The organism is Roseovarius sp. SCSIO 43702 (assembly GCF_019599045.1).
GTDB lineage: Bacteria > Pseudomonadota > Alphaproteobacteria > Rhodobacterales > Rhodobacteraceae > Roseovarius.
This window is the reverse complement of the sequence record NZ_CP080623.1, coordinates 1,394,205-1,415,630: the sequence shown is the minus strand read 5'-3', so window position 1 is coordinate 1,415,630 and position 21,426 is coordinate 1,394,205. Positions and strand designations below refer to the sequence as shown.

28 protein-coding genes are annotated in these 21,426 nt (G+C 63.8%); 3 read left to right on the top strand and 25 right to left on the bottom strand.

Going from position 1 to position 21,426, the window contains the following annotated elements:
• Nucleotides 1–173 precede the first annotated feature (173 nt).
• Nucleotides 174–500 carry a hypothetical protein gene (locus K1T73_RS06885; protein ID WP_220603196.1) on the bottom strand — a complete coding sequence of 109 codons (327 nt, stop codon included), beginning with the start codon at nucleotides 498–500 and terminating at the stop codon, nucleotides 174–176.
• A gap of 19 nt (nucleotides 501–519) precedes the next feature.
• Nucleotides 520–1,485 carry a calcium/sodium antiporter gene (locus K1T73_RS06880; RefSeq protein WP_220603651.1) on the bottom strand — a complete coding sequence of 322 codons (966 nt, stop codon included), beginning with the start codon at nucleotides 1,483–1,485 and terminating at the stop codon, nucleotides 520–522.
• Nucleotides 1,486–1,691: 206 nt separating this feature from the next.
• Between K1T73_RS06880 and K1T73_RS06875 the strand changes: the two genes are divergently transcribed.
• The gene (locus K1T73_RS06875) at nucleotides 1,692–2,312 is read left to right on the top strand and encodes an exopolysaccharide biosynthesis protein (RefSeq protein WP_220603195.1); all 621 of its coding nucleotides are present in this window, start codon (nucleotides 1,692–1,694) and stop codon (nucleotides 2,310–2,312) included.
• A 40-nt stretch (nucleotides 2,313–2,352) separates the two neighbouring features.
• Here the strand turns inward: K1T73_RS06875 and K1T73_RS06870 are convergent, their stop codons facing one another.
• From K1T73_RS06870 to K1T73_RS06860, 3 genes are all read right to left on the bottom strand, one after another.
• Nucleotides 2,353–2,841: a pentapeptide repeat-containing protein gene (locus tag K1T73_RS06870; RefSeq protein ID WP_259400477.1), complete on the bottom strand. Its 489-nt coding sequence runs from the start codon at nucleotides 2,839–2,841 to the stop codon at nucleotides 2,353–2,355.
• A 5-nt stretch (nucleotides 2,842–2,846) separates the two neighbouring features.
• Nucleotides 2,847–3,095 (bottom strand): zf-TFIIB domain-containing protein, encoded by a 249-nt coding sequence (locus K1T73_RS06865; protein WP_220603194.1) that lies wholly within the window; start codon nucleotides 3,093–3,095, stop codon nucleotides 2,847–2,849.
• 112 nt (nucleotides 3,096–3,207) lie between these two features.
• Nucleotides 3,208–4,344 (bottom strand): S1C family serine protease, encoded by a 1,137-nt coding sequence (locus tag K1T73_RS06860; RefSeq protein WP_259400476.1) that lies wholly within the window; start codon nucleotides 4,342–4,344, stop codon nucleotides 3,208–3,210.
• 144 nt (nucleotides 4,345–4,488) lie between these two features.
• On the opposite strand from K1T73_RS06860, the gene K1T73_RS06855 reads away from it, so the two are divergent.
• Nucleotides 4,489–4,788, top strand: coding sequence for a hypothetical protein (locus K1T73_RS06855; protein WP_220603193.1), 300 nt, complete (start codon nucleotides 4,489–4,491; stop codon nucleotides 4,786–4,788).
• Between the two features lie 178 nt (nucleotides 4,789–4,966).
• Here the strand turns inward: K1T73_RS06855 and K1T73_RS06850 are convergent, their stop codons facing one another.
• The 12 genes from K1T73_RS06850 to K1T73_RS06800 all read right to left on the bottom strand — a co-directional run bounded on the left by K1T73_RS06850 (nucleotide 4,967) and on the right by K1T73_RS06800 (nucleotide 13,245).
• Nucleotides 4,967–5,173: a hypothetical protein gene (locus tag K1T73_RS06850; protein ID WP_409077732.1), complete on the bottom strand. Its 207-nt coding sequence runs from the start codon at nucleotides 5,171–5,173 to the stop codon at nucleotides 4,967–4,969.
• A 47-nt stretch (nucleotides 5,174–5,220) separates the two neighbouring features.
• The gene (locus K1T73_RS06845; RefSeq protein ID WP_220603191.1) at nucleotides 5,221–5,895 is read right to left on the bottom strand and encodes a D-Ala-D-Ala carboxypeptidase family metallohydrolase; all 675 of its coding nucleotides are present in this window, start codon (nucleotides 5,893–5,895) and stop codon (nucleotides 5,221–5,223) included.
• A gap of 73 nt (nucleotides 5,896–5,968) precedes the next feature.
• Nucleotides 5,969–6,199: a DUF6127 family protein gene (locus K1T73_RS06840; protein WP_409077731.1), complete on the bottom strand. Its 231-nt coding sequence runs from the start codon at nucleotides 6,197–6,199 to the stop codon at nucleotides 5,969–5,971.
• 75 nt (nucleotides 6,200–6,274) lie between these two features.
• Nucleotides 6,275–6,589: a head-tail adaptor protein gene (locus K1T73_RS06835; protein WP_220603189.1), complete on the bottom strand. Its 315-nt coding sequence runs from the start codon at nucleotides 6,587–6,589 to the stop codon at nucleotides 6,275–6,277.
• On the bottom strand, nucleotides 6,586–7,149 hold the full coding sequence (locus K1T73_RS06830) for a head-tail connector protein (RefSeq protein ID WP_259400474.1): 564 nt from the start codon (nucleotides 7,147–7,149) through the stop codon (nucleotides 6,586–6,588). The genes K1T73_RS06835 and K1T73_RS06830 overlap by 4 nt, the downstream gene beginning before the upstream one ends.
• Nucleotides 7,150–7,152: 3 nt before the next feature.
• Nucleotides 7,153–7,281 carry a hypothetical protein gene (locus K1T73_RS17855; RefSeq protein WP_259400473.1) on the bottom strand — a complete coding sequence of 43 codons (129 nt, stop codon included), beginning with the start codon at nucleotides 7,279–7,281 and terminating at the stop codon, nucleotides 7,153–7,155.
• 57 nt (nucleotides 7,282–7,338) lie between these two features.
• Nucleotides 7,339–8,571 carry a phage major capsid protein gene (locus K1T73_RS06825; RefSeq protein ID WP_220603187.1) on the bottom strand — a complete coding sequence of 411 codons (1,233 nt, stop codon included), beginning with the start codon at nucleotides 8,569–8,571 and terminating at the stop codon, nucleotides 7,339–7,341.
• A gap of 11 nt (nucleotides 8,572–8,582) precedes the next feature.
• Nucleotides 8,583–9,428: a head maturation protease, ClpP-related gene (locus K1T73_RS06820; RefSeq protein WP_220603186.1), complete on the bottom strand. Its 846-nt coding sequence runs from the start codon at nucleotides 9,426–9,428 to the stop codon at nucleotides 8,583–8,585.
• 87 nt (nucleotides 9,429–9,515) lie between these two features.
• Entirely contained in the window at nucleotides 9,516–10,781 is a 1,266-nt protein-coding gene (locus tag K1T73_RS06815; RefSeq protein ID WP_259400472.1) for a phage portal protein, read from the bottom strand.
• A gap of 3 nt (nucleotides 10,782–10,784) precedes the next feature.
• Nucleotides 10,785–12,545, bottom strand: coding sequence for a terminase large subunit (locus K1T73_RS06810; protein ID WP_220603185.1), 1,761 nt, complete (start codon nucleotides 12,543–12,545; stop codon nucleotides 10,785–10,787).
• A complete protein-coding gene (locus tag K1T73_RS06805; RefSeq protein WP_220603184.1) occupies nucleotides 12,529–12,999 on the bottom strand; it encodes a phage terminase small subunit P27 family in 471 nt (156 codons plus the stop codon). The genes K1T73_RS06810 and K1T73_RS06805 overlap by 17 nt, the downstream gene beginning before the upstream one ends.
• Before the next feature lie 15 nt (nucleotides 13,000–13,014).
• Entirely contained in the window at nucleotides 13,015–13,245 is a 231-nt protein-coding gene (locus K1T73_RS06800; RefSeq protein ID WP_220603183.1) for a hypothetical protein, read from the bottom strand.
• 156 nt (nucleotides 13,246–13,401) lie between these two features.
• Here K1T73_RS06800 and K1T73_RS06795 point away from each other — a divergent pair, with 156 nt between their 5' ends.
• Nucleotides 13,402–14,619: a hypothetical protein gene (locus K1T73_RS06795; RefSeq protein WP_220603182.1), complete on the top strand. Its 1,218-nt coding sequence runs from the start codon at nucleotides 13,402–13,404 to the stop codon at nucleotides 14,617–14,619.
• A gap of 319 nt (nucleotides 14,620–14,938) precedes the next feature.
• Here K1T73_RS06795 and K1T73_RS06790 read toward each other — a convergent pair whose 3' ends face one another.
• The 8 genes from K1T73_RS06790 to K1T73_RS06755 all read right to left on the bottom strand — a co-directional run bounded on the left by K1T73_RS06790 (nucleotide 14,939) and on the right by K1T73_RS06755 (nucleotide 21,344).
• Nucleotides 14,939–16,246 carry a site-specific DNA-methyltransferase gene (locus K1T73_RS06790; RefSeq protein ID WP_259400471.1) on the bottom strand — a complete coding sequence of 436 codons (1,308 nt, stop codon included), beginning with the start codon at nucleotides 16,244–16,246 and terminating at the stop codon, nucleotides 14,939–14,941.
• 127 nt (nucleotides 16,247–16,373) lie between these two features.
• On the bottom strand, nucleotides 16,374–16,712 hold the full coding sequence (locus tag K1T73_RS06785; RefSeq protein ID WP_220603180.1) for an HNH endonuclease: 339 nt from the start codon (nucleotides 16,710–16,712) through the stop codon (nucleotides 16,374–16,376).
• A 130-nt stretch (nucleotides 16,713–16,842) separates the two neighbouring features.
• Nucleotides 16,843–17,226, bottom strand: a complete 384-nt coding sequence (locus K1T73_RS06780) for a DUF6362 family protein (protein WP_220603179.1) — start codon at nucleotides 17,224–17,226, stop codon at nucleotides 16,843–16,845.
• Complete coding sequence (locus tag K1T73_RS06775) at nucleotides 17,219–17,416, bottom strand: hypothetical protein (protein ID WP_220603178.1); 198 nt, start codon at nucleotides 17,414–17,416, stop codon at nucleotides 17,219–17,221. Before K1T73_RS06775 ends, K1T73_RS06780 begins: the two co-directional genes overlap by 8 nt.
• Complete coding sequence (locus K1T73_RS06770; protein ID WP_220603647.1) at nucleotides 17,413–17,901, bottom strand: crossover junction endodeoxyribonuclease RuvC; 489 nt, start codon at nucleotides 17,899–17,901, stop codon at nucleotides 17,413–17,415. The genes K1T73_RS06775 and K1T73_RS06770 overlap by 4 nt, the downstream gene beginning before the upstream one ends.
• 145 nt (nucleotides 17,902–18,046) lie before the next feature.
• Nucleotides 18,047–20,431 (bottom strand): phage/plasmid primase, P4 family, encoded by a 2,385-nt coding sequence (locus K1T73_RS06765; protein ID WP_220603177.1) that lies wholly within the window; start codon nucleotides 20,429–20,431, stop codon nucleotides 18,047–18,049.
• Nucleotides 20,392–21,141 carry a hypothetical protein gene (locus K1T73_RS06760; protein ID WP_220603176.1) on the bottom strand — a complete coding sequence of 250 codons (750 nt, stop codon included), beginning with the start codon at nucleotides 21,139–21,141 and terminating at the stop codon, nucleotides 20,392–20,394. Before K1T73_RS06760 ends, K1T73_RS06765 begins: the two co-directional genes overlap by 40 nt.
• Nucleotides 21,138–21,344, bottom strand: a complete 207-nt coding sequence (locus tag K1T73_RS06755; RefSeq protein WP_220603175.1) for a DUF6511 domain-containing protein — start codon at nucleotides 21,342–21,344, stop codon at nucleotides 21,138–21,140. The genes K1T73_RS06760 and K1T73_RS06755 overlap by 4 nt, the downstream gene beginning before the upstream one ends.
• Nucleotides 21,345–21,426: the final 82 nt, after the last annotated feature.

The following is a 21,426-nucleotide window of genomic DNA, read 5'->3' as shown; positions in this document are numbered from 1 at the left end:
TCGCGAGGGCAAGTGGCGGAGGGGACGGGACTGATATCCAACCTTCTCCACTCTAAGTCCTTGTTTTCATTTAGCCTAGGATCACACGTCGCGCTTCGTCCGTCTGTGATCGCGCGCGCGATGAAGTCGCGTCCGATAAAGCGAGCCCCGAACCCTTGGTGCCCTTGTCGGACTCAATGCGCGTGTGGATTCTGCCCGACCGCCAGCGCGAGATGATGGGCTTGGTGATGCATGCCAACCGTCATCACGCCAATGAACCCTACGGCCCTGAACCGCGCGCGCCAGACGCAGGCATTGGCATAGCCAGCCAGCAGTTCGACGCGCGACTCGCCCGCTGCGGTTACGATCGGCGGCGGCGCATCGTCTCGCGCCGTGATGAACAGTGCGGACAGCAGCAGTTGGCTGCCTGCGACATCGTCGAGGAAAAGAACGGGGCCGATGGGCGATGTTATCCGAAAGGGCACTCCCGCATGCGCCGCGCCTTGGTCGATAAATTGCAACCGACGGCTCACGGGGGCGTCACGCCCCTGCGCCGTTCGAGAACAGGAACACCATATAGGCGGCGTAGGCGGCGAGCATGAGCGCACCCCAGAGCCGGCCGATCGACTTCGTGGCAAAGAGCAACGCAAGAAGCAACAGGGCGGCCCCCAACATCACGGGCGTGTCGATCTCGCGGAACCGCGCGCTGACCTCGATGGGCTGGATCACGACGGTGACGCCGAGGATCGCGAGGATGTTGAAGATGTTCGAACCGATCACGTTGCCCAGCACGACGTCGGAATGGCGCCGGATCGCGGCGACGATGGCGGTGGCAAGCTCGGGCAGCGAGGTGCCAATGGCCACAAGCGACAGGCCGATGACGGCATCCGGCACGCCGAAATCGCGGGCGATGTTCACCGCTCCCTCCACCAACATGTCGGCTCCAAACACGAGGGCAGCGATGCCGCCGATGGCCAGAACCGGCGCGAGCCACGGCCGAGGCAGGGGAATGTCTTCGAACTCCTCCGCCTCATGCTGAAACGTCTTCGCCTCGCGGTCCCGCTTTTCCAGCCAATAGCTGGAGAAGAGATAGCCGGCGAGGACCACCAGCATGGCAATACCCTCGATGCGGGTGATGACCTCGCCCTGCACCAGCGCAAAGGTCGCCAGCGAGACGAGGGTTGCCACCAGCGCCTCGCGCACCGCTGTCCGATTCCAGCTGACGATCGGCGCGATGATGGCCGCCACGCCGATAATCAGCAGGACATTGGCGATGTTGGAGCCAACGACGTTGCCGAGCGCGATTTCCGGCGCGCCGTCGATGGCTGCGTTCACCGAAACGAGCAGTTCCGGTGTCGATGTCCCGAATCCAACAATGACAAGACCGATCAGAAGCTTCGAAATGCCCAGGCGCTCAGCGAGCGCAACCGAGCCGCGCACGAGCCCTTCGCCGCCAACAAACAGAAGAACAAGGCCGGCGGCCACGAGGATAAGGTCGTGAAGCATCAAGGATCCTGTCGTTTTGCATTCTCGGCCTGCGACTCGGCGTGGGCGTGGCCGCCCCCGAATTAGGGTGTTCGTTCAAGAAAAGGAACGGCTGGCAGTGAATTACGTTGAAATTCCTAGTCTTTGCTCTTGGCAAGAGTCGGCCCAACGATTGCAAATGCCCGCCCGCGACCTGATATCCGTGACATCCATCTGAAAGGAATCCGATGCAGCGCGAGGAGGGAACACGACGACGGCCGTCTCTTTCGCTGCCGATTCTGCGAACGTCCCGGAGCCAGCACAGGGCCGGCACGCTGACCCTCGGCAACCTGCTGACGGAGCTTGGCGAGACGTCCTTCGGATGGGCCATCGTGGTCTTCTCGCTGCTCACGCTGCTCCCGCTTCCGCCCGGATCGTCGCTGATCACCGCTTTACCGCTCCTCGTGACGACTGCCCAGATGGTGCTCGGCTATCCCCATGTGAAACTGCCGGGGCCACTTGCACGCCTGAGGCTGGATCCGGTCAAGCTGCGACGGACGGTGCTGCGCCTGAGGCCAGTCACGCGTAGGCTCGAGCGCATTCTTGCGCCGCGCTACATGCTGCTCTTCGCCCGGCGCAACGAGCGGGTGCTCGGCCTCGCCCTCTTCGTGATCGCCTTCGCGCTGTTTCTGCCGGTTCCCTTGAGTGGCTGGTTCCCGGCGATCTCGCTCTTCGTGTTCGGCGTCGGGCTCGTGGAGCGCGACGGGCTGGTTGCGGCGCTTGGCCTCATCTTCGGCGGCGCGTCGGTGCTCCTGACCGCTGCGATCCTTTCCTCCCTAGCTGCGGGAGCAGAGGCAATGATCCATTGAGTGCGCTTTGAGGTGCTTCCCAGCGTTATGCTGGGGGGTGTCAACTGCAATCTCTGCTGTTGGTCAGCTCGTTCGGCATCTGGGTGAAGCAAAGCTCTCCGGCTTGAAGATCGGTGGCTTCGAGGATGGCACCTTCGAATACCGCCGCCGTCAGATCCGCCCCCTCAAACGAGACGTTGATCAGAGTGGCGCCCGTGAAGCTCGCGCCACCAAGATCGGCGGAGTCGAATGACACGTCTTCGAGCCGCGCATTGTCGAAGATCGCGATATTCAACTCCGCGTCCGAGAAATCGACATTCGTGAAGCTCGACTCGCTGAGGTCCACGCTCGTCATGCGTCGGCCCGACAGGTCGAGTTCTTCGAAACTGCACCCCTCACAGCGGCCAAGCGAGCGCAACTCACTTCGGTCGCTGGCATTCTGAGCGCTTGCCATCATCGGCAATGCCAGAAGGCCTCCAAGCAGCAAGCCCAAAGCCGCGTCAGGGCTGAATCTCGGCAAGCGATGACTACGCGTTGTTCGAACGATCATCAGGCTCAGAAATCGAACAGGTCGCCGAGGAAGGATTCCTTTTTCTTCTTGTGTGGACTGTGCGAGGTGTGCGGGCGCGAACCGTAGCTCTCTCGCGACGGGACGGGTTCGGGTGCCGACGGCGCCGCCCGTTCGATGATCTTGTCGAGTTCGCCTCGGTCGAGCCAGACACCCCGGCACTTCGGGCAATAATCGATCTCGACACCGCTGCGCTCGGCGATCACGAGCGTTTCTCCGTCCACGGGACACTGCATGTGGTCAACCTTTCCTGATCATTCCGGTTGTTTCTCCGTGCAGAGATAAGCACTTGCCGGCCGCTTGCAACCGGCAGCGGCCAAAAGGCGCGTCAACGGGTGCGCAAACCGGTCACAAACGCGGATCTGCGAGGGTCGCCGGGACATCGACTGTGGTGCCATCTCGAAGCACACGGATCGTGATGGTCTCGCCGGGCGCATAGGCGTCGAGCGCATCGCTCAGGTCGGCCGAGCCCGCGATGTCCCGGTCGCCAATCCCGACGACGATGTCGCCAGGCACAAGTCGTCCCGACGCATCCTGACGCGCCGCGCGCAGGCCGGCGCTTGCTGCCGGCGATCCCGGTTCGACGCCGAGGACCAGGACGCCCTCGAGCCCCTGCATCGCCGCCAGCCGATTGATGCGGTCGGAATGCCGGATGCCCAGAACAGGCGGACGATAGGTGCCTGTTTCGATCAGTTGCGGCACGACCCTGTTCACCGTGTCGACCGGCACGGCGAACCCGATTCCGGCGCTGGACCCCGATGGGCTGAAGATCGCGGTGTTCACTCCGATGAGGCGGCCGGCGCTGTCGATGATGGGCCCGCCCGAATTGCCGGGGTTGATCGCGGCATCGGTCTGGATCAGACCCTCGATGGTCGCACCGCCCCGCGTCGGAATCTCGCGGTCGAGCGCCGAGACGATGCCTGTGGTCAGCGTCCAGTCGAGGCCGAAGGGATTGCCGATCGCCAGGACCGACTGCCCGACGCGGAGCGTTTCGCTCTCGCCTATGGGCAAGGGTGGCGGTGCGTCCGTCCCCGCATCGATGCGGAGGACGGCGAGATCGTGCTGCGGTGCGGTCCCGACAAGCTCTGCCTCCAATATGCGACCGTCAGCGAGGCGGACCCGGGCTCCGGATGCGCCACTGACCACATGATTGTTGGTCACGATATGGCCCCGGTCGTCCCAGACGAAGCCCGAGCCCGTACCACGCGGCACATCGACCGCGCGCCGCGACCAGGGATCAAGAACGCGCTCCTCTGTCGTGATCGACACGACAGAATTCCGAGCGACTTCGAAGAGCGCGATGGTCGTCTCTTCCTGCGGCGCGAGGTCGCCGCGGGGAGCGATTTCACGAGGCGCTGACGAGCGCCATGGTTCTTCAAGGACGAGGATTGCACCCGTGCCCGCCAAAACGGCCCCGATCAGGAAGGCGCGCCATTTCCCAGCATTACTGAACATGCGGATCGTCTCGAGTGTTCTTTCCAGCAAGGTCGATGACCCTATTGGGACAAAGGTGTTCTTGACGAGATTTCAACCGGTCTCAACTCCCGACGCCGATCACGGGACGCGCGGTGTGGAGACTGGCGCCCACCCGCACTCGCAGTCTTTCGGCGAAGACCTTATGTCTCAAGCATGTCGAAGCTTAGCACCCTCTGGCGGGGCGATTACGCCCTTGCCGACGCCTTCTGGACCTGGGCGGTCACCATAGGCCTCCTTGTCAACGTTGTGACGAGCGTGCTTTTTCTGATATTCATCATGCAGAATCTGGCATGGGCGGCACTGCTCATCGGCTATGGAGTGTCACTTCCCTACAATGTCGTAGCGACCGTTGGGGTATGGCGCGCTGCGGTCCGTTACGACGGTCCGGCCATCCACGCAGATCTCGCCCGCGGCGCGACGGTTCTGCTGATGGCGGCGTTGAGCCTGACCTGACTGAAGGAAATCCGTCGACTAGCGACATGCGCGCGCCTGCTCCCGCATCACGGCATAGTCGCTCAGCATCTCTGTGATCGCCGATCCCTCCGGCAGCAGGGCCAGCTCCTCGGCAGCCCGTGCCTGGAATCCCCGGCTGTATTCGAGGACCGGCGGGCAGGCACCGAGTCTGCCGACGTCAGAACTGCCCGTGGCGCAGCCGCTCAGCCAGATCGTCGCGAGAGTGAGGGCGACGCGCCGCCGCCTGGAGCATCCTTCTCTGTGCGTCATGGGTCTTCTCCATGGTCTCGAGCCGCTCGGCCAGCCGGCCTGCGCGCTCGCCGGAGCGGCGCAGGGTCAGCAGGAACAGAAGGATCGCGAGGGCGGTGAGGCCGTAGCGGAGCACCGTGCGTGCCCATGGCGATCCGGCGACAGCGGCGAAGAGCCCGCCGATCATCGCCGCCGCCGTTTCCAGTCGTCGAGGCGGGCGTAGATCGTGATCGCGATCCCACCGAGCGCCACGGCGATGAACACCCAGCGGAGCGTATCGAGGTACGGGACCAGCGGCAGGATTGCGGTCTGCGTCTCGGTCAGAACCTGTTGCGCCACCTCGACGCCGGCCGCCCCGAGCGTCGCGACTCCCGCAGCGCCACCGCCCTTCATGGTGCGGCTCTGCGCCAGAGCCTCGCGCGCCGGCGGGGTCTCGGCCGCGAACGGAACCGATCGTGTGGGGAACCGCTCGCCCCACTGGCGTGCGGGCCCGAGGTCGATATGCATGAACCCCGATCGCGGGTAGAAGCCGAAGCCTAGGAACCCCACCTCGCGCGCCGCCGCCTCGAACGCCACGGGATCGTGGTTCGCCATGGCGATGTCGAATGCAGCGCCGTCGAGGTGCTTGGAGCGGGTCGCGCCACCGACCGCGCGGTTGTGCTCGGGGCTGCGATAGGCGGAACGCACGATCAGCGGCTTGCCCAGCCGGTCGCGGAGGGCCTGCAGCTTGTCGAGCGCAGGCTCGTTGACCAGCAGCTTGCCAGTGCCTCGGCAGGCGATCTCGGCGGGCGAAAAGTTCGGCCAGCGCCAACTGCCATCCGGCACATCTTGCCAATGGTCGTAAAACGTCGTGCTCATGGGGGCCTCCAGAAACGAAAACCCGCCACATGGGCGGGTGAGTTTAGGCTGATGGATTGGGGATTAGGCCCGGCTAAGGGCCGCCGCCGAAAATCTTGAGCTTGATGGCTATGCCCGCGAGCAGCGCCAGCATAACGCCGGTGGTGATCATGCGAACGGCGGTCTGCATGGCGGTGCGGCGGACCAGACGAAGGCAATCCACCAGGGAGCGCAGGTCACGGATATCGAGCGCTGCCTCGTGGCCGTCCAGGCCGACGTCCGCGAGGGCCCGCTTCGCGCCTTCCTCAGCGGCGCGCGCGAGCATCGCCTCGAAGTCCTGCCTCGACAACTCATTTGGATTTCTCGCGTTTTGATTAGGCGGCATTGGCTGCCTCGCTTGTCAGGTCTGGTTGGCACGGGTGCTGGCGATCAAGACCGTTACGCCTCGATCACGATCCACACCCATTTCCGATCGGTGATCGCATCGACCTCGGTGATGTTCCGTCGTAACACGGCGCGCATCGGCCGATTGCCGGATCCTCACCTTGTAGATCGACCGTCCCGCCAGCCGCGCAGCCTCGACGCTTTCGCCGCCGCGCTGGTAGATGATGGTCGCGCGCGCCTGGAAAACCTCTGCCCAGCCCTCGGTTGTTCCGCCGAAGGGGTCGGCTTCGCTGAAGGGCTCATCAAAGGCGAGGTAATCGAACAGGTTCACGGGATCACCCAGCGATGTTTGGCCAACAGCGCGTCCACGGCGAACGGAACCGGGCGCATGGTCTTGTCAGATGCCGCGTGACGTTCATCATACCAATGCGCCACCAGCATGCAGATCGCCGCCTTGATATCGGCAGGCACATCCGCCGCCGTGCCGTAGCCCGCTGTGAAAACGACGCTTACGCGACCGTCATGCGCAGTCTGCGTGAACCCGTCCGCAAACTGCAGCCGCGCCCCGCGTGCGTCCTCGATCACTTCGAACTCGGACGGCGGCACAGTCTGCGGATTTCCGCCCTCGTCCGTGTATTCGACCGCCGCTGCCGATACATTCGGAAACGGCAGACGCAGGCAGGACGCCCAGCCCGTGTAGTCCTGCCGCCACTCTTGGCTGATGATGCACCGCCCGAGGATGCCGCCGTAGCCGTCCAGGTGATCCGTCGCGGCCATGATAAGGCGCTCCACCAGCGCATCATCATCGGCGAAGTCGATAATCGTATGCTCTTTCGCCTCCTGCAGGGTCACGGGCAGCGCAGACGGCGCGGTTATGCGGACCGGACGCATGGGTCAGTTGCCGCCATAGGGGAACGGGTCGAGGCCTAGTTCCTTCGCCCGTTCAGGAGTCATGCCGGGCTTTTTCTTGTCGTCTGCCTTCTTTTCCGTGGGCTTCTTCTCCGTTTGCTTTTCATCAGCCATGAAAATACCTCCTATGATGAGAGAACGTCCCGGCCATCACAGCCGGGGCGGTTGCCATTACAGCATCTTGAGGATGTGCAGGCCCTGCGGATCGACCACGCCGCCGCCGACACGCTTTGTCGTGTAAAACAAGACATACGGCTTCTGCGTGAACGGGTCGCGCTGGACGCGCACGCCGGTGCGATCCACGATCAGATAGGCGCGGGCGAAGTTGCCGAACGCAATCGGCGTGGTGCCGGTTGCAATGTCAGGCATGTCCGCCATCTCCGTCACCGGATAGCCCAGCAGTTGCGACGGTTGCCCTGCCTGCATCGACGGCTGCCAAAGTTGACGCCCGTCATTGTCCCGCAGCTTGCGCGCCACGCCCATGGTGGTGCGGTTCATGACGAACCGCGCGCCATCGGTGTAGCTGCTCGGCACGCCATAGATCAGGTCGAGAAGTTCGTCCTCATCCAGCGCCGTTGCGGACGCGGCGGTCTTCACCGCGATCGCCCCGAGCGGGTTGGTTGCCGCATTGCCCGCGCCGGCCGCAAAGGTCAGGAAACCGGCGGGCTTGTTCGTTCCGTTGCCGGACACGAATGCCAGGCCTTCCTGTTTGGCGAACTCGGTCTGCACCTCGCCGGCGATCCACGCCTCCAGATCGACCTCGGCATCATCCAGCATCGCCTGCGTGGCCGCAGGGTTGGCATAGATTTCGCCCGGCGCGAACGACATTTCCCCGAAGGTCGGAGTGGTCGTTTCGGGCCGCGCTGCCGTCTCGCCAACCCAGCCGGAACCGGTGCCACGCAGGTTGAACAGCTTCTTGAAGCCAGCCGTCGAGATCGACTGCACCGACGCAATCGAGCGCATGGGCGACACTTCCACCAGCTTGTCGGTGATGGTGCGGTCCCATTCCACCGGCGCCAGATAGCCGCCCTCGGAATCGGTGCCCTTGTTCAGGCTGGCCTGCACTTCGCCCTTGCGGAAGTGCGCGCGAAAAGCGTCGGAATATTCCTGATCCCTCACGCCGTCCGAACCGGTGCCGCTGATCGACATTGCCGCGATCTGCGCATTGGCCTGATCGACCGCCGCCTGAAGCTCGCCAACACTGGCATTGATCCGCTCGAACTTCTCGGTCGTCACCACATCGTCGAACCTGGCTTTGACCTCGCAGTCCTTCTCCGCCTGCGCGTCCTTGAATGCCTTCCAGTCCTTTTGCAGGCCGTCCAGCAGCACCTTGATATCGGCGGGAGCTTCCGCACGCACGGCGACGATCCCGCGAGCTTTCGCGGGTGTCATGAACTTGGTCATGATTGTTTCCTCTATGTTGAGATGGTCTTGCGCAGCCCCTGGATCAGGGCCGCGATGTCACCAGCGTCCTGCGTGGCAGTCAGGGCAGCGCCAGACATGCCCCTTTTTGCATCGGCCAGAAGCGCACGGCGTTCCGACCTCGGCATTCCTGTCTTCGCAAGGCGGGCATCGATGCGGCGGGTGGCATTCACCCCCAGCAAAGCCTCAGCCTTCGTCTTGTCCTCTGTCACGGCATCGGCCGGCAGCAGGCTATCGGCCAGCCCGGCCTCGACCGCCGCATCGCCGCCGAACCATGTCTCGGCGTCCATCCACTCTGCGGCCTTCGCCACATCCTGCCCGGATCGCTCCGCATAGACCGCCGCCATTGCCGCATCGAACGGCTCAAGGATGCGCGCGGCCTCTGCCATGTCGTGCCGGTTGCCGATGGTCATGGCCCAAGCGTTGTGGAGCATCAGGAACCCGGCCTTGCCGATCTGGACATCATCCCCGGCCATCGCGATCACCGATGCCGCCGAGGCCGCGACACCGAGAATGCGCACCGAAACCTTGTGCGGATGCGCGCGTAGAGCATTGTAGATCGCCACGCCCTCGAAGAAATCGCCGCCGGGGCTGTTGATATCCACGCGCACGTCGCGCGCACCGATGCTCCGCAGCGCCGCCGAAACCCGCTTGGCGGTCACGCCGCCGCCAATCCAGTCATCCTCTCCGATCATGTCGAGGATCGAGATCGTCGCCGCGCCGCTGTCCTGCGCCACGATCGCCGCGTTCCAACGCTCCAGCGCATCCGGGTCCGGCTCGAACGCGCAGACACTCGGCAGGCGCACGGCCTGAATTTCGGGAAGTTTACGCAGGCTCATTTTTGCCTCCCAAATGTGAAACGAGTTTGAACCGGGCCCACCTGAGCGCGCCGGACATAGCGCCGGAAGCAGCGAAAGATGATCCGATCAAACGGATACGTAATTGTCAGGATCATTCAGCCCTCCTGTCTGTTGTCCCGGCGCGGGCGGCAGATCGTCCCGCGCAGGCATGTCCATCCACTCGCGCGGCTCGTCCGGGTGCAGCCATGGCGTGTGGCCGCCCGAGCCAAGGCCTTTCGCGAAGAACTCCGCCTGATCCTTCATCGAGCCACGCAGCAGCGCACCCGCGTTGAACTTCGCCTCATAGAAGTCGGCTTCCGCATCCGTCAGCAGCGAACGCTCGATCGCCTGCTGCCAGGCCTCGAACCACGGGTTGAGGCTGTAGCGCACGAAGAACTGGCCCAGAACGTCGATGCCGCTGCCCCAGGACGTGTCATCGACGCCCAAGAGCGGGCGCGGGACGCCGAAGGGCCGTGCCGCTTCCTCGATCTGGTGTTTGCGCTGCTCGATCGCCTGACCCTGCTGCCCTGTCTGCGAGAAAGGCTGCAATTCCATGCCTTCCTCGAGGATTTTCCATTTATGGGCATTCTCTGCCCCGGCATCCTCATTCATCCCCGCCTTGAGACGCGCGTAGGCTTCCGGCGACAGCTTGCCGGGATGCTTGAGCGCGCCGCCGATGATCATCCCGTTGCGGAACATCCGGGCCGCCGCCCGCTCGGCCTGCTGCGCCAGCCCGATGGCTTCCGCCGCCTGGCGCACCAGCGACAGCCCGGTGATGCCATCCGCCGAGAGCCCGTAGCGCAGATGGAACATGTCCCCCTGCGGCACAACGCGGGTGCCGTTCTTTCCCCGGTCCACGGGATATTCCAATGCCCAATCATCGCGCTGGCGGACCTGCACCCGGTCGCCGCCCAGCGGGACAAGTTGGGTCACCTTGTTGCCGCTGCGCACGATCAGCGCGAAGGCATCGCCATCCGTCAGTGCCCGCTGCTGCATCAGGCTGCGGAACTCGAAGGCGGTCTGCCAGGCATTCGGCTTGCGGTGCAGCACCCGAAACAGCGGGTGGTCATCGGCTTTGGCCTTGTCGGCTTTCCGTTGCAGATGCAGCGGCAGCATGCCGATCGAGAAGGCAATCAGGGAGACGCAGCGCAGAACGGTGGTGTTGCGCATTGCCTCCCTGACCGTGATCGTTGCGCCCGAGGCCGTCAGCGCGCTGCCACCGCTGCGCAGGAACTCATAGAAGGCCGGATCATCAAAGCCGGTGAAGATTGCAGCATCGCCGGCCATAGCGCGCACATCTGTCTGGTCCGCTGCATCGCTGCGGCGGAAGATGTCCAAAATACCCATGCGCATTCCCTAAACAGTGAGCAGCCCGCGCGTGTCGTAGATCGAGCGGTCTGCATTGACGTCACGCAGCAGCGCCCGTCCAAGTGCGTTGCAGATGGCGACCACCCCATCGATGCGCTCGCTGGAGCGTTCCTTGTCGGGCTTGATATTGCCCGCCGGATCGTGCCGCACGGCGACATTCGAGGCGTTCCAGCGCAGCACCGGATGGCCGCCATGCCAAAGCATGCGCGAGACCGACAGCCGCTCCAGTTCCGCCGTCGGTGCCGCCATGCTCAAAAAGCCCTGCCCAAATTGCACCAGGTTCAGCCCCTCATCCTGTAGATGCTGGACGATCTCGCCCGCGAAGGTGCGATCATAGGCGAGTTCGCGCAGATCGAAGCGGGCCGCCAGATCGATGATCTCTGCCTCGACAAAGGCAAAATCCGTGGCATTGCCAGGGGTGGCGGTCAGGAAGCCTTGGTCGCGCCATGTGGCGTAAGGCACGCGATCGCGCTTACCCCGGCGCAGGATATCCTCCTCCGGCACCCAGAAGCGGCACAGGGTGATCCATTTATCCGCCAGCGTCCCGAGATCCGGATCCTTGGTGGGTGGAAAGAGCAGAACAAAGGCCGAGAGATCATTGACACGGGCCAGATCCAGCCCGCCATAGCATTCGCGGCCCACGAGCTTCTGCTCCAGTTCGGCGATCTCATCGCGGACTACCTGCCAGTCCGTCGCAGCGGGCGGACCACCCTCGGCCCAGACATCCATATCGAGCCAGCGGGTGACCTGTTCGGTCCATTCATTCAGCCGCAGCCGCCGGATGGCGTTTTGCTGGGCCGGCATCTCCCGCGCCTCGTCGATCTGGCGTTTCAGATCCTCCATCTTTACCGTCACGCCAAGGCTCGGGTTGGCCTTCACCCAGACCCTCTCATCGGTCCAGTCATCGCCCTCATCGATGGTGGCGACATAAGCAAACCAGCTATCAGCCGTCTCATGCGGCACCGTGCCCTCCAGCGCCTTGACCGAGAACTCGTGATGCTGGCGGCAGACCGAGTGGCGGTCATAACCGGCGGTGGTGATCTCGACGATCAGCGGCTGGCGGCGCGCGCCGGTGGCGGTGTTGAGCTTCTGGATGATCTCCGGGCCGGGATGCTCATGCACCTCATCCACCGCGGCCAGATGCACGTTGAGCCCGTCCATCTTGCTGGCATCGGCCGAGAGCGGCCGGAACCACGACGCGGTCGGCAGCACCGCAAGATTGTTGACCGTCTTTGTGACCCGGCTCGAGAGCGCCGGACTGGCCGCAACCATGCGCTCGGCCTCGCCAAAGACGATCCGCGCCTGATCGCGGGTGGTCGCGGCCGCGTAGACATGCGCCCCGGCCTCGCCGTCGGCCACCAGCGCATAGAGCGCGATTCCGGCCAGCAAGGCCGATTTGCCGTTCTTGCGCGCCACCTCGACATAGGCGGTGCGGAACCGGCGTAGGCCAGACTTGCGCTTCCAGCCGAACATCGATCCCACCACAAACTCCTGCCAGGGCTGCAGCACGAAGGGTTCCCCCGCCCATTCCCCGGTCGAGTGGCGCAGATGGCTGAAGAACTCGATCGCGTGCAACGCAGCTGCGCCATCCCAGACAAGGCCACGCGCCGCGCCAGATTTGAGGTCCGCAAGATGACGGGTGCAGGACAGCTGCACCAACCGTCCCGCGACGATCTTGCCGCTGCTCACCCCGCACGCATAGGCCTTGACCGGGCATGCAGGGCGTTTTGCTTTAGCCTTTCTTGCCACGGTTCAGATAATCCTCGAATGGGTCGCGGGTTTCGGCGGGCTCGGCCATGCGGATGCGAGTGCGGCTCGAGGGCGTAAGGCCGAACTCGCTCTCGATCTGGCCCATCTGCGCGAGGCATTTATTGGCCACCGCCAGGAACGGGTTCTGGATGATATTGCCTGCAGCGGTCTTGACCACCGGACCGCGGCGTTTGACCTCCTCCTCGGCCTCGAGCCAGCGGTGCCAGATCACCACGTAGCGGGCCAGTGCGCTCACATCGAGTTCGGTCATCACACCATGCCGGGCCAGAAGCGTCGCCATCTCTGTGAACTTTGCGGCTGCCGCCTCCTCGAGATGATCGGGTGGCGGCGGCGTGGCTACCTGCGGCCTTGGCTCATCCGGGTTCATCCGGTGCGGCCGCGCCGTTCCCTTTACCAGTTTCAGCTGCGTGGGCAGCGGTTTGCGGCCCGCCATGTCAGGTCTCCATAATTAACGCTTCCCGCCACCATGGACCCGGACCGCCTCAAACACCCGTCGCAGAGCGAAGGAGCGCGCGATGCTGACCAGCGTGAACACACCGCCCATCTGCAGGTTCTGCGCCAGTGTCGTGTGCAGCCCGAAGAGCGGAAAGATCAGGATCTGCGTCAAGACCGCGACGCCGTAGCCGACGATCACGTTGGCGACGGACTCGACCAGCGACATGAGGCGGGACTGCTTCATGCCGTTCACTTGTCCGTGGGAGAGGGGGCTAGGTCCGCTGGATGTGTGGGACGTCTCGAGAACTGACGGAGCTACCATCGGTTCTTCGCAATATTCTTGTTTCGACATCCGCATAACGGTAAGCCGATTGCGCAAACTCACAGTGGAACGTTCCGTATGAAAATGGTTCTTCGGGCTAAGCGGCACCGGACCGCCGCGGTGGCCCTAATGGCAGGGTTCGGCTCGCTGATCGCTGCGCCGCTCTTGGCGCAGCAGGGCCCTCAGGGTTGGCGCGCCCTTTGTGTTCCTGGGAATGAAGTCGAAATCCTGGTCGGAAGCTCCTGGTATCGGTCAACCGTCGTCGGGCCGAACGAGGCCGGAGAAGAAGAATGCGGTGTCCTGAACACAAGCTACACAGGCCGAGAATTGCGCTTCGCCATGGCCCCGGAGCGGATACGGGCGATCCAGGCGCCCGGGGTGGCGAGTCCGCCGGTCGGCCCGGCGCCCCCTGCCGGCGCTCCATTGCAGAAGACGTGGCGAGCACTGTGCGTTCCCGGCGGCGAGGTCGAAATTCTTGTCGGCAGCGCATGGTATAAGGGGGTGGTGATCGGCCCCGACGAGTTCGGGGAAGCCTATTGCGGCGTGCTCAACACCAGTTACAGCGGCCGGGACATGCACTTTACCATGGCCCCCGAGCGGATGCGCGCGCCGCGCCACTCGGCGCCTGTCGATGCCGTGCCCTCCACGCCACAACCGGGGGACACATCCGCCCCCGCGATCACGGCCGGCCTGGCGGAGATCGGCGAGGCTTACCGGAACAACACGCCGTCGGCTCGCGCGCAGTTCGAGAACAAGACCGTAATACTGGACGCGACGCTGCGAAGCGTCGGCTCGGACTACATCCGGCTAACGGACGGCCCGCACGGGGACGCCGCCTGCACGTTCGACGAAGGGCAGCGCGCAGAGCTGGCTACCCTTGAGCCCGGCGCTCGACTGACCGTGCGAGGCGAGGACAGCTCCTGGGGATGGGGAACCTTCCAGTTGAAGAGTTGCCGGGTGCTGGCCGTGAACGCGGCGAGCCCCGCGCCAACGTCGAACCTCGCGCAGGCAAGCGGACAGCCTCCATTCGGCCGCTACGTCTGCCGCCAGTACATGACGACCATCGGCTATATAGATCTGGGCTCGGGCAGCTACGCTGTGAACGGTGTGAACGGCACCTACGACCTGGAGCAGGGGAGCGGCTACATCACGTGGAACGGTGGCGCCTATGCCGGCTGGCCCGCGAAGTACGAGTTTTCTCCCGCGGGCGCGGGACATGCCAATGACGAGCATATCATCCGGATGACGGACGAGAGCGGCCGGCTGACGATCGATTGCTTCCTGATGGCCGAGTGACGCGATGGCGTGGCTGAAAGCACTCACGGTCGTCGCCCTTTGGATCAGCGCCTGGCGACGGTACAAGGATATGGGCACCCCGATCATACGTGGCGGAAAGCGCTGGTGGCGCCAGCCCGACGGCCGCTACGCGCGGTGGCACGGCATTGGCCTGAGGCGAGAGGAAGATCTGCCGCCAGAATAGCCTCGCGTTCCGGCGCCAGTCCTCGCGCGACGAAGGGAGCCGGCGGCGCCAGAGCAGAGCGAGAGCCCAAACAGCCGCGCATCTCGGGCTCCGGCAGCGAGCTAGGACCAGATTGGGCCACGCTTATTGGCATCGTCATGCCGCGGCGACACTCTCGGCCGCGGCCGGGGTCTCGCTCAGCCGCTCGGCCTTCACGTCGGCAAAGTTCCGACCGTCCCCGTCGAGGATCGCCTCGCGCCCCGTCTCCGCCTGCCAGCGTTCCACGGCGACGTCGACATAGGCGGGGCTGATCTCCATCGCGAAGACGCGTCGGCCATTGGCCTCGCCCGCCATGATCTGCGAGCCGGAGCCTGCGAAGGGCTCATAGCAGAGCCCACCACGCGCCACATGCTGGCGCATTGGGATCCCGAATGCGTCGAGCGGTTTCGGCGTCGGATGGTCCGGGCGCTCCTCCTTGGTGAAGCTCGGCATCTCCCAGGTCGAGGCCAGCGTTTCGTCTGCGACCTTTGGTGGTCGGTTCGGGCGACGCCAGCCCATCAGACAAGGCTCGTGCTTCCACAGGTAATGCGAGCGGGTCAGCACGCCGCGGTCTTTCACCCAGATGATCTGCTGATGCACGAAGGCACCGGCTTTCTCCCAGCATTCCTCCAGCATCGCCTGGCGGCGCGAGGCGTGCCAGCAATACCAGGCGGCATCCTCGGTGATCGCCTCGGCCACCGCGGCGGCAATGAACCCGTCGTAAAGCTCCGCGCCCTGGCTGCTGTCGTCCCATGTGGTGCCGTAAGACTGCGACCAGTCTTTGTTGCGTGTCGGGTGGTTGGAGCCGTCGTAATCCACCAGATACGGCGGATCGGTTGCGAACAGGATGGCCCGCTCGCCATTCATCAGACGCCGCACGTCATCGGAGCTTGTGCTGTCACCACAGAGCAGCCGATGCTCCCCAAGCACCCAAAGGTCGCCCAATTGTGACACTGGATTGCGCGGCGGCTCCGGGATCACGCTCGGCGCGGTTGATCCTTCTTCGTCCTCCGCCCCCAACAAAAGCCGGTCGAGCTCACCGTCCTCGAACCCCATGATCCCAAGATCATACCCTGCCTCTTTCAGATCGCTGATTTCCAGCGCCAACAGGCTTTCGTCCCACCCGGCATTCAGCGCGATGCGGTTGTCAGCCAGCACCAGCGCCCGGCGCTGGCTCTCCGTCAGGCCGGTCAGCACAATGCTCGGCACGGTCTCCATCCCGAGCAGTCGCGCGGCCAGCACCCGGCCGTGGCCCGCAATCAACGTGTCATCCTCAGAAATCAACACCGGGTTGGTGAACCCGAATTCGCGGATCGAGCCGGCGATCTCGGCAATCTGTGCCTCGGAGTGGGTGCGAGCATTGCGCGCATAGGGCACGAGACTATCGAGCGCACGGTACTCAATGGCAAGTTCGCGATCGGACACGGATGATTTCCTTTGTTTCATGGCTGCACCCCCCCATCGCCATTTTGGCCACGGATAAAGAAAGCTTGGCGCCCGGTTTTGTAATCAAACCGCCCAGAGATTTGCCCCCCGGGGGGGGCGGCGCGCGTCAGCGCCGCTTGTTGCCGAAGCCGCCATCCTCGGCGGCGGTCTTGCGGCTGTGACAGCTGGCACAGAGCGCCTGCCAGCCGTCCTGATCCCAGAACCGCTCGGTGTCGCCGCGGTGCGGGATGATGTGATCGACGGTGTTGGCCGCACTCACGCGCCCCTGGCGCTGGCATTCGGCGCAGAGCGGATGCTGGGCCAGGAAGAGTTTCCGGGCACGCTTCCAGCGGGTGGATGCGTAAAGCGCAAGCACAGCCGGATCGCGCTTGCGGGCGTAGTCCCGGTCGGTCTCACGTTTGTCGCGTCGCCCCACCGGGCGATGGATGGGCGTGCGAACAGCCATGGTGCCTCGCGGGAACGAAAGGGATGGAAAACGACCGGGGCGTTCTTGACGCTCGTCTCCCGATCATATCCTGTTTATAGCACCGATCTGTTGCATGTGTCGAACACAAAAGTGTTGCAACACTTTGGAATCACGCCGCATTCAGCCGCGCCGCGATCTTGGTGAGCGCCAGCTGCCAGCGCCGCCACGCTGTTGTGCGATCGCATCCCAGCTCACCGCTGATCTGTTTCCACGGCACGCGGGCCGCGCGAGACCAAATCAGCTTGCGCTCGGCCTCCTCGATCCAGAGCACCCAATCGAAGGTTCGCTCGAGCCGCGTGATGGCAGAGGGTGATGGCCTGACCCGCATGGGCTGCGGCTCCATTGCGGCGATTTCGCGGCTGGTCCGCACGATATTGGGCCAGGCGCTGAAGTAGCCCTGCACCTTCACCGGCGGCAGCTTGCGCAGGGTGCGGAACGCCTCCTCGAAATGGTCGGCCACATGACCAGCGGTCCATGTTTTGGGATCAGCCATGGCGCACCTCCTGTTCCGGGCGTGGCCCGTAAAGTTTGCGGCCCAGCTGTTCGATCAGTTCGCGCTCGGGCCAGGTCAACCGGTCATCGTCGATGCTGACCGCCAGCACACCCTGTTCATGCCAGCCATCCCGCTTGACGTGCTCGGGGTCCCGGCGCTGGCCGCCGTAGCCGTGCGGATGCCACTTCATGCGACACCTCCCCGGGTTTCCAGAGCCCAGAGCAGAATGGCGATGGCGTCGGCCTCGTTGTCGTCGGCGGGGCTGAAACCCCGGGCGCGCGCAGCGTCGATCATTGCCTGCTTCGGCGCGTTGCCTTTTCCGGTGGCAAACCGCTTGATGGTGCCGACGGGCACGCCCTCGTAGGGAACGCCGCGCATCTCGGCCCATGCGGTGAGCGTGGCCATGAGGCCTCCATAGACATGGGCCGCGTCGGTGCCTGCATGCCGCCGGACTTCTTCGAACCAGATGGCGGCGATGGGCCCGGACAGCCGGTCCAATTCGGTCATCCAGTTGGTGAACCGCAGGAAGCGCATGCCGCCGCCGTCGAAACGGCCGGGACGGAAGGACACGGTGCCGCTGGTGATCAGACCGTCATGGCCATGCACCGCCCAGCCGGTCGAGGTGCCGAGATCGAGCGCGAGGATGCACTGGCGCAATCCACCACCCTCCTGCATCGGCACCAGAGGGTCAGTGACGGGTGTGACGGGTGTGACGGATAGTTCCTTATCCGCTCCACAGGCGCGCATGTGCGCGCGCGTAACGGTCATATAGGTATGATCCGTCACATCCGTCACACTGTCTGAATTCATTGGCATTTTTCTACTCTCCCGGAAAAAGGTCAGAATTGTTGTCGTCGAGGGCGATGCCCTGAAATCCCTTGGCCGCGCGGGTATTGTGACGCTCGAACCCCCGGACGATCAGGGATTCCGAGAACCGCTTGACCGAGCCGGCGAACTCGCCATTCGCCTCGGCCCACGCCTTCCAGTCCGCAAACATCGTGGCGGTGCTGGCGTTCTGACTTGGTCCCATGGAGCAGCGTTCATCGATCCAGCGACCGATGGCGTCTTCGGCCTCGAAGTAATCCTCCGTCGCCGCCATGACGGCCGGCGGGGGGCGGAGCCCATGCTTTTGCCATTCGAGGCAGCCCTGCAGCGCCCAGGCGAGGATGCCATCCCGCTCGGCCAACAGCCGGTCAGGTAAGCGCTTGTCGCGTTTCTCCGCGGGGATGGTTACGGTAAACGGCACCATATGCAGGCGGCGTTTCATGGCTTCGTCCACATTACGGATGGAGGGCTTGTGATTGCCGACGATCAGCAGTTTGAATTGCGGGATGAACTCGAAGAAATCCTGGCGCATGAAACGAGCAGTAATCTTGTCTCCGCCGGTCAGCGCCTTGAGTTTGCTTTCAGCCCAACGGCTGCCTTGCTCGGTCTCGATGGAGGTGACGATGCGTGCGCCTCTCAGGCCTGCCATATCGGTCGGGTGACGATCTCCATGGCTGGCCATGAACATGTCCATCGGCGCCACGGTGGCGTAATCTCCGAGGATCTCGACCAGCGTGTTGGCGAAAACGGATTTGCCGTTGGCGCCAGTGCCGTAGAGGAAAAACAATGCATGCTCGCTGGTGACGCCGGTCAGACAATACCCGGCCATCCGTTTCAGATAAGACTGCAATTCGGCATCACCGCCGGTCACCGTGTCGAGAAAACCGAGCCAGACAGGGCAGTCACCCTTGGCCACAGCAGCCGCGACTTTTGTCATGTAAAGTGCCGGATCATGAGGCTGCGACTGCCCGCTGCGGAGGTTCAGCACGCCGTCTGGCGTATTCAGCAACCACGGATCGCGGTCCCAGACCTCTGTGGTGGTGGCATGCCGCCGATCGCTGCGGGCAAGCCTTTCTACAGCCGCCACGGTCGAGGCCGTCGACAGCTTCGTTCTGACCCGCGCTGAGGGCGAACGGATGGCTGCCGCACGGCAAACCTGACGCGCTAGATCAAACGCCTGCAGTGTATCTTCGCGTTTCCAGACCCGTGTCGTCCAAGTCAGCCATTGTCCCCATGCGGCGACAAAGCGCCAGGATTCACTATGCTGATCCGCGAAGTTGGCCGCCAAGGCGTCTTCGGAAAACCGAACAGGGCTGGTACCGCCATCCCCGCTGCCAGTATCACCCTCACCTTCACCCTCGATCTCACCGTTACGGGCCTGGTCGCGACGCCAGAGGCGCTCAGCCTCCTGTTGAAGCCGCGCTTCTGGCCAGGGCGGATCAATACGGGCATCGTTGTAGGAGACGATTTCATCCCAGGCCTCTGCGGGCGTAACATGGCCTTCACGGCAACGACGGATCCAGTATCCGATCACGCGGGACAGCGCGTCAAAGCGTGTGGTCCCATCAACGCCACCCTCACGGATGGGTTTGGCGAAAAGCTCCGGAACCGTCCCCCCATCCATCGATGCCGTGTTGAAGTCGAGCCCGTTCGGCTCCGCACCGTCCATGGGCGGCATGGCGAAGATGGCTTCCGTCAGTTCGGCGAGGTCATAGTCAACAGGTTTGTGATCGCGGATCGCGACCAGCCGCTTGACGCCCGTCTTGGCATGTACCGACCCGGCCACGCGAATTGGCTGGTGGGCCGATTTGAACGCCGGATCGCCGCCAACCTTGGCCGCAATCAGCTGTCGGGCGCGGCAGACCCGTGCAACGTCCTCGTCCTCGGCAGGTTCCGTCAGCCGCCAATAGAGATGCAGCTTGTCCTGCCCCTGTGGTGTGATCCCGCCAGAGGCCACCTCGAGGGTGGGTGTGCCAAGATTATGGACAAGATGGGCGCGTTTGGCCGCGATATCGCCGTGATCGAGATCAACTAAAACCACCTGCGTCTGGACCACATGCTCGGCGCGAGCAGCCCCTGCTTCCGCGACGGTTCCCGGCACGACAAAGAGCGCCATGCCGCTCTGTGCCGCCCAGTCCGCCTGATGCGCGAGCTTCGCTGCAAGCTCGGCATCAGCCGGGAGAAATGGCGTGTGTGGCGGCGCATCTCCCGCACCCTTCTCAGCAAGAGATCTTACCGGCACCAGATAATCGCAGTAGCCGAACACTACGTCGGCATAGATCGCGATCATCTCGTCGTTCGGACTGGGATCTGCGGAGAAGGCGGACATCTGTTGCTCCGTCATACCCAGCACCTCTCCTTCCAGGCGCAGAACCTGCATTCGAAATGCTCTGGATCCGTCGTATGTCGGGGAAGCTGTTCACCGGCATCGCAAGCGCGCAGGATTTGCACCGCTTTGTCGCTGACAGCTTGAGCGAGCGCACCGTTGAACGGCACGAGCTCGTGCCAGACCTCGCAGGTGTCCTTGTTCACGGCGGTAAAAAGTGCCGGCGTCTCGGTCAGACCGAGATAGGCCTGATAGAGCGCAATCTGGGTTGCATAGATTGGCTTGGCTTTTGCGACGCCGTTCTTGGACATGGCTCGCCAGTTCTTGGCGTTGGCCGATTTGCACTCCCAGAGCGCGGGCACTGCCATGCCGTTTGGCGCGGCCACGACCACACCATCCGCATGTCCCCGGACCCGCCCGCCCGCGGCCGAAAACCCGAACTGGTTTCCATGACGGTTGCGCGTCCTGAGATCGAAACCCGCCTTGCGAAGCCAGTCGATCACGAGGTCCTCGAGGACATGCCCGAGCGCAAAGATGCGAAGCGACCGACCGGAGAAACCGGCCCCCTCATCCTTGGGTGTCTTGAGATACTCGTATTGGAGGCGCCGCGCGCAGGCATCGCCGAGGCGACTGCCGCCGAGGTAATCACGCTGGGGGCGCTGAGCATTTTCAGCAACAAGCGCCCGGTCGATCAGCGTGTTTACTTCATTGGCAAAGCCTGCCTGCTTTTCCCGGTGATTGAAGTCGAGAAAGGCATTCGTCAAAACGGCACCTCCTGTGTTTCGCGGGGCGTTGTGGCCAACATGCCTTCCTGGAAACCGTCCACAGCAGCCTCAGCGAGTTTCGCGGCCTGTTCTGCCGAAAGATCGTTGAAGCGGACCGACCAGCCGATCTCGGCCATCAGTTCGCTCATGAATTTCAGGGCGACGGTCAATGCCGCCTGTTCGCGTTCATCGGGATCGATCACCACGCACCTCCCGGAGAGGCGCCGGTGGTGAAATCAAAGCCGAATGTGTCGCGCCGAGCGCGATCGAAGATGTTGATCATGG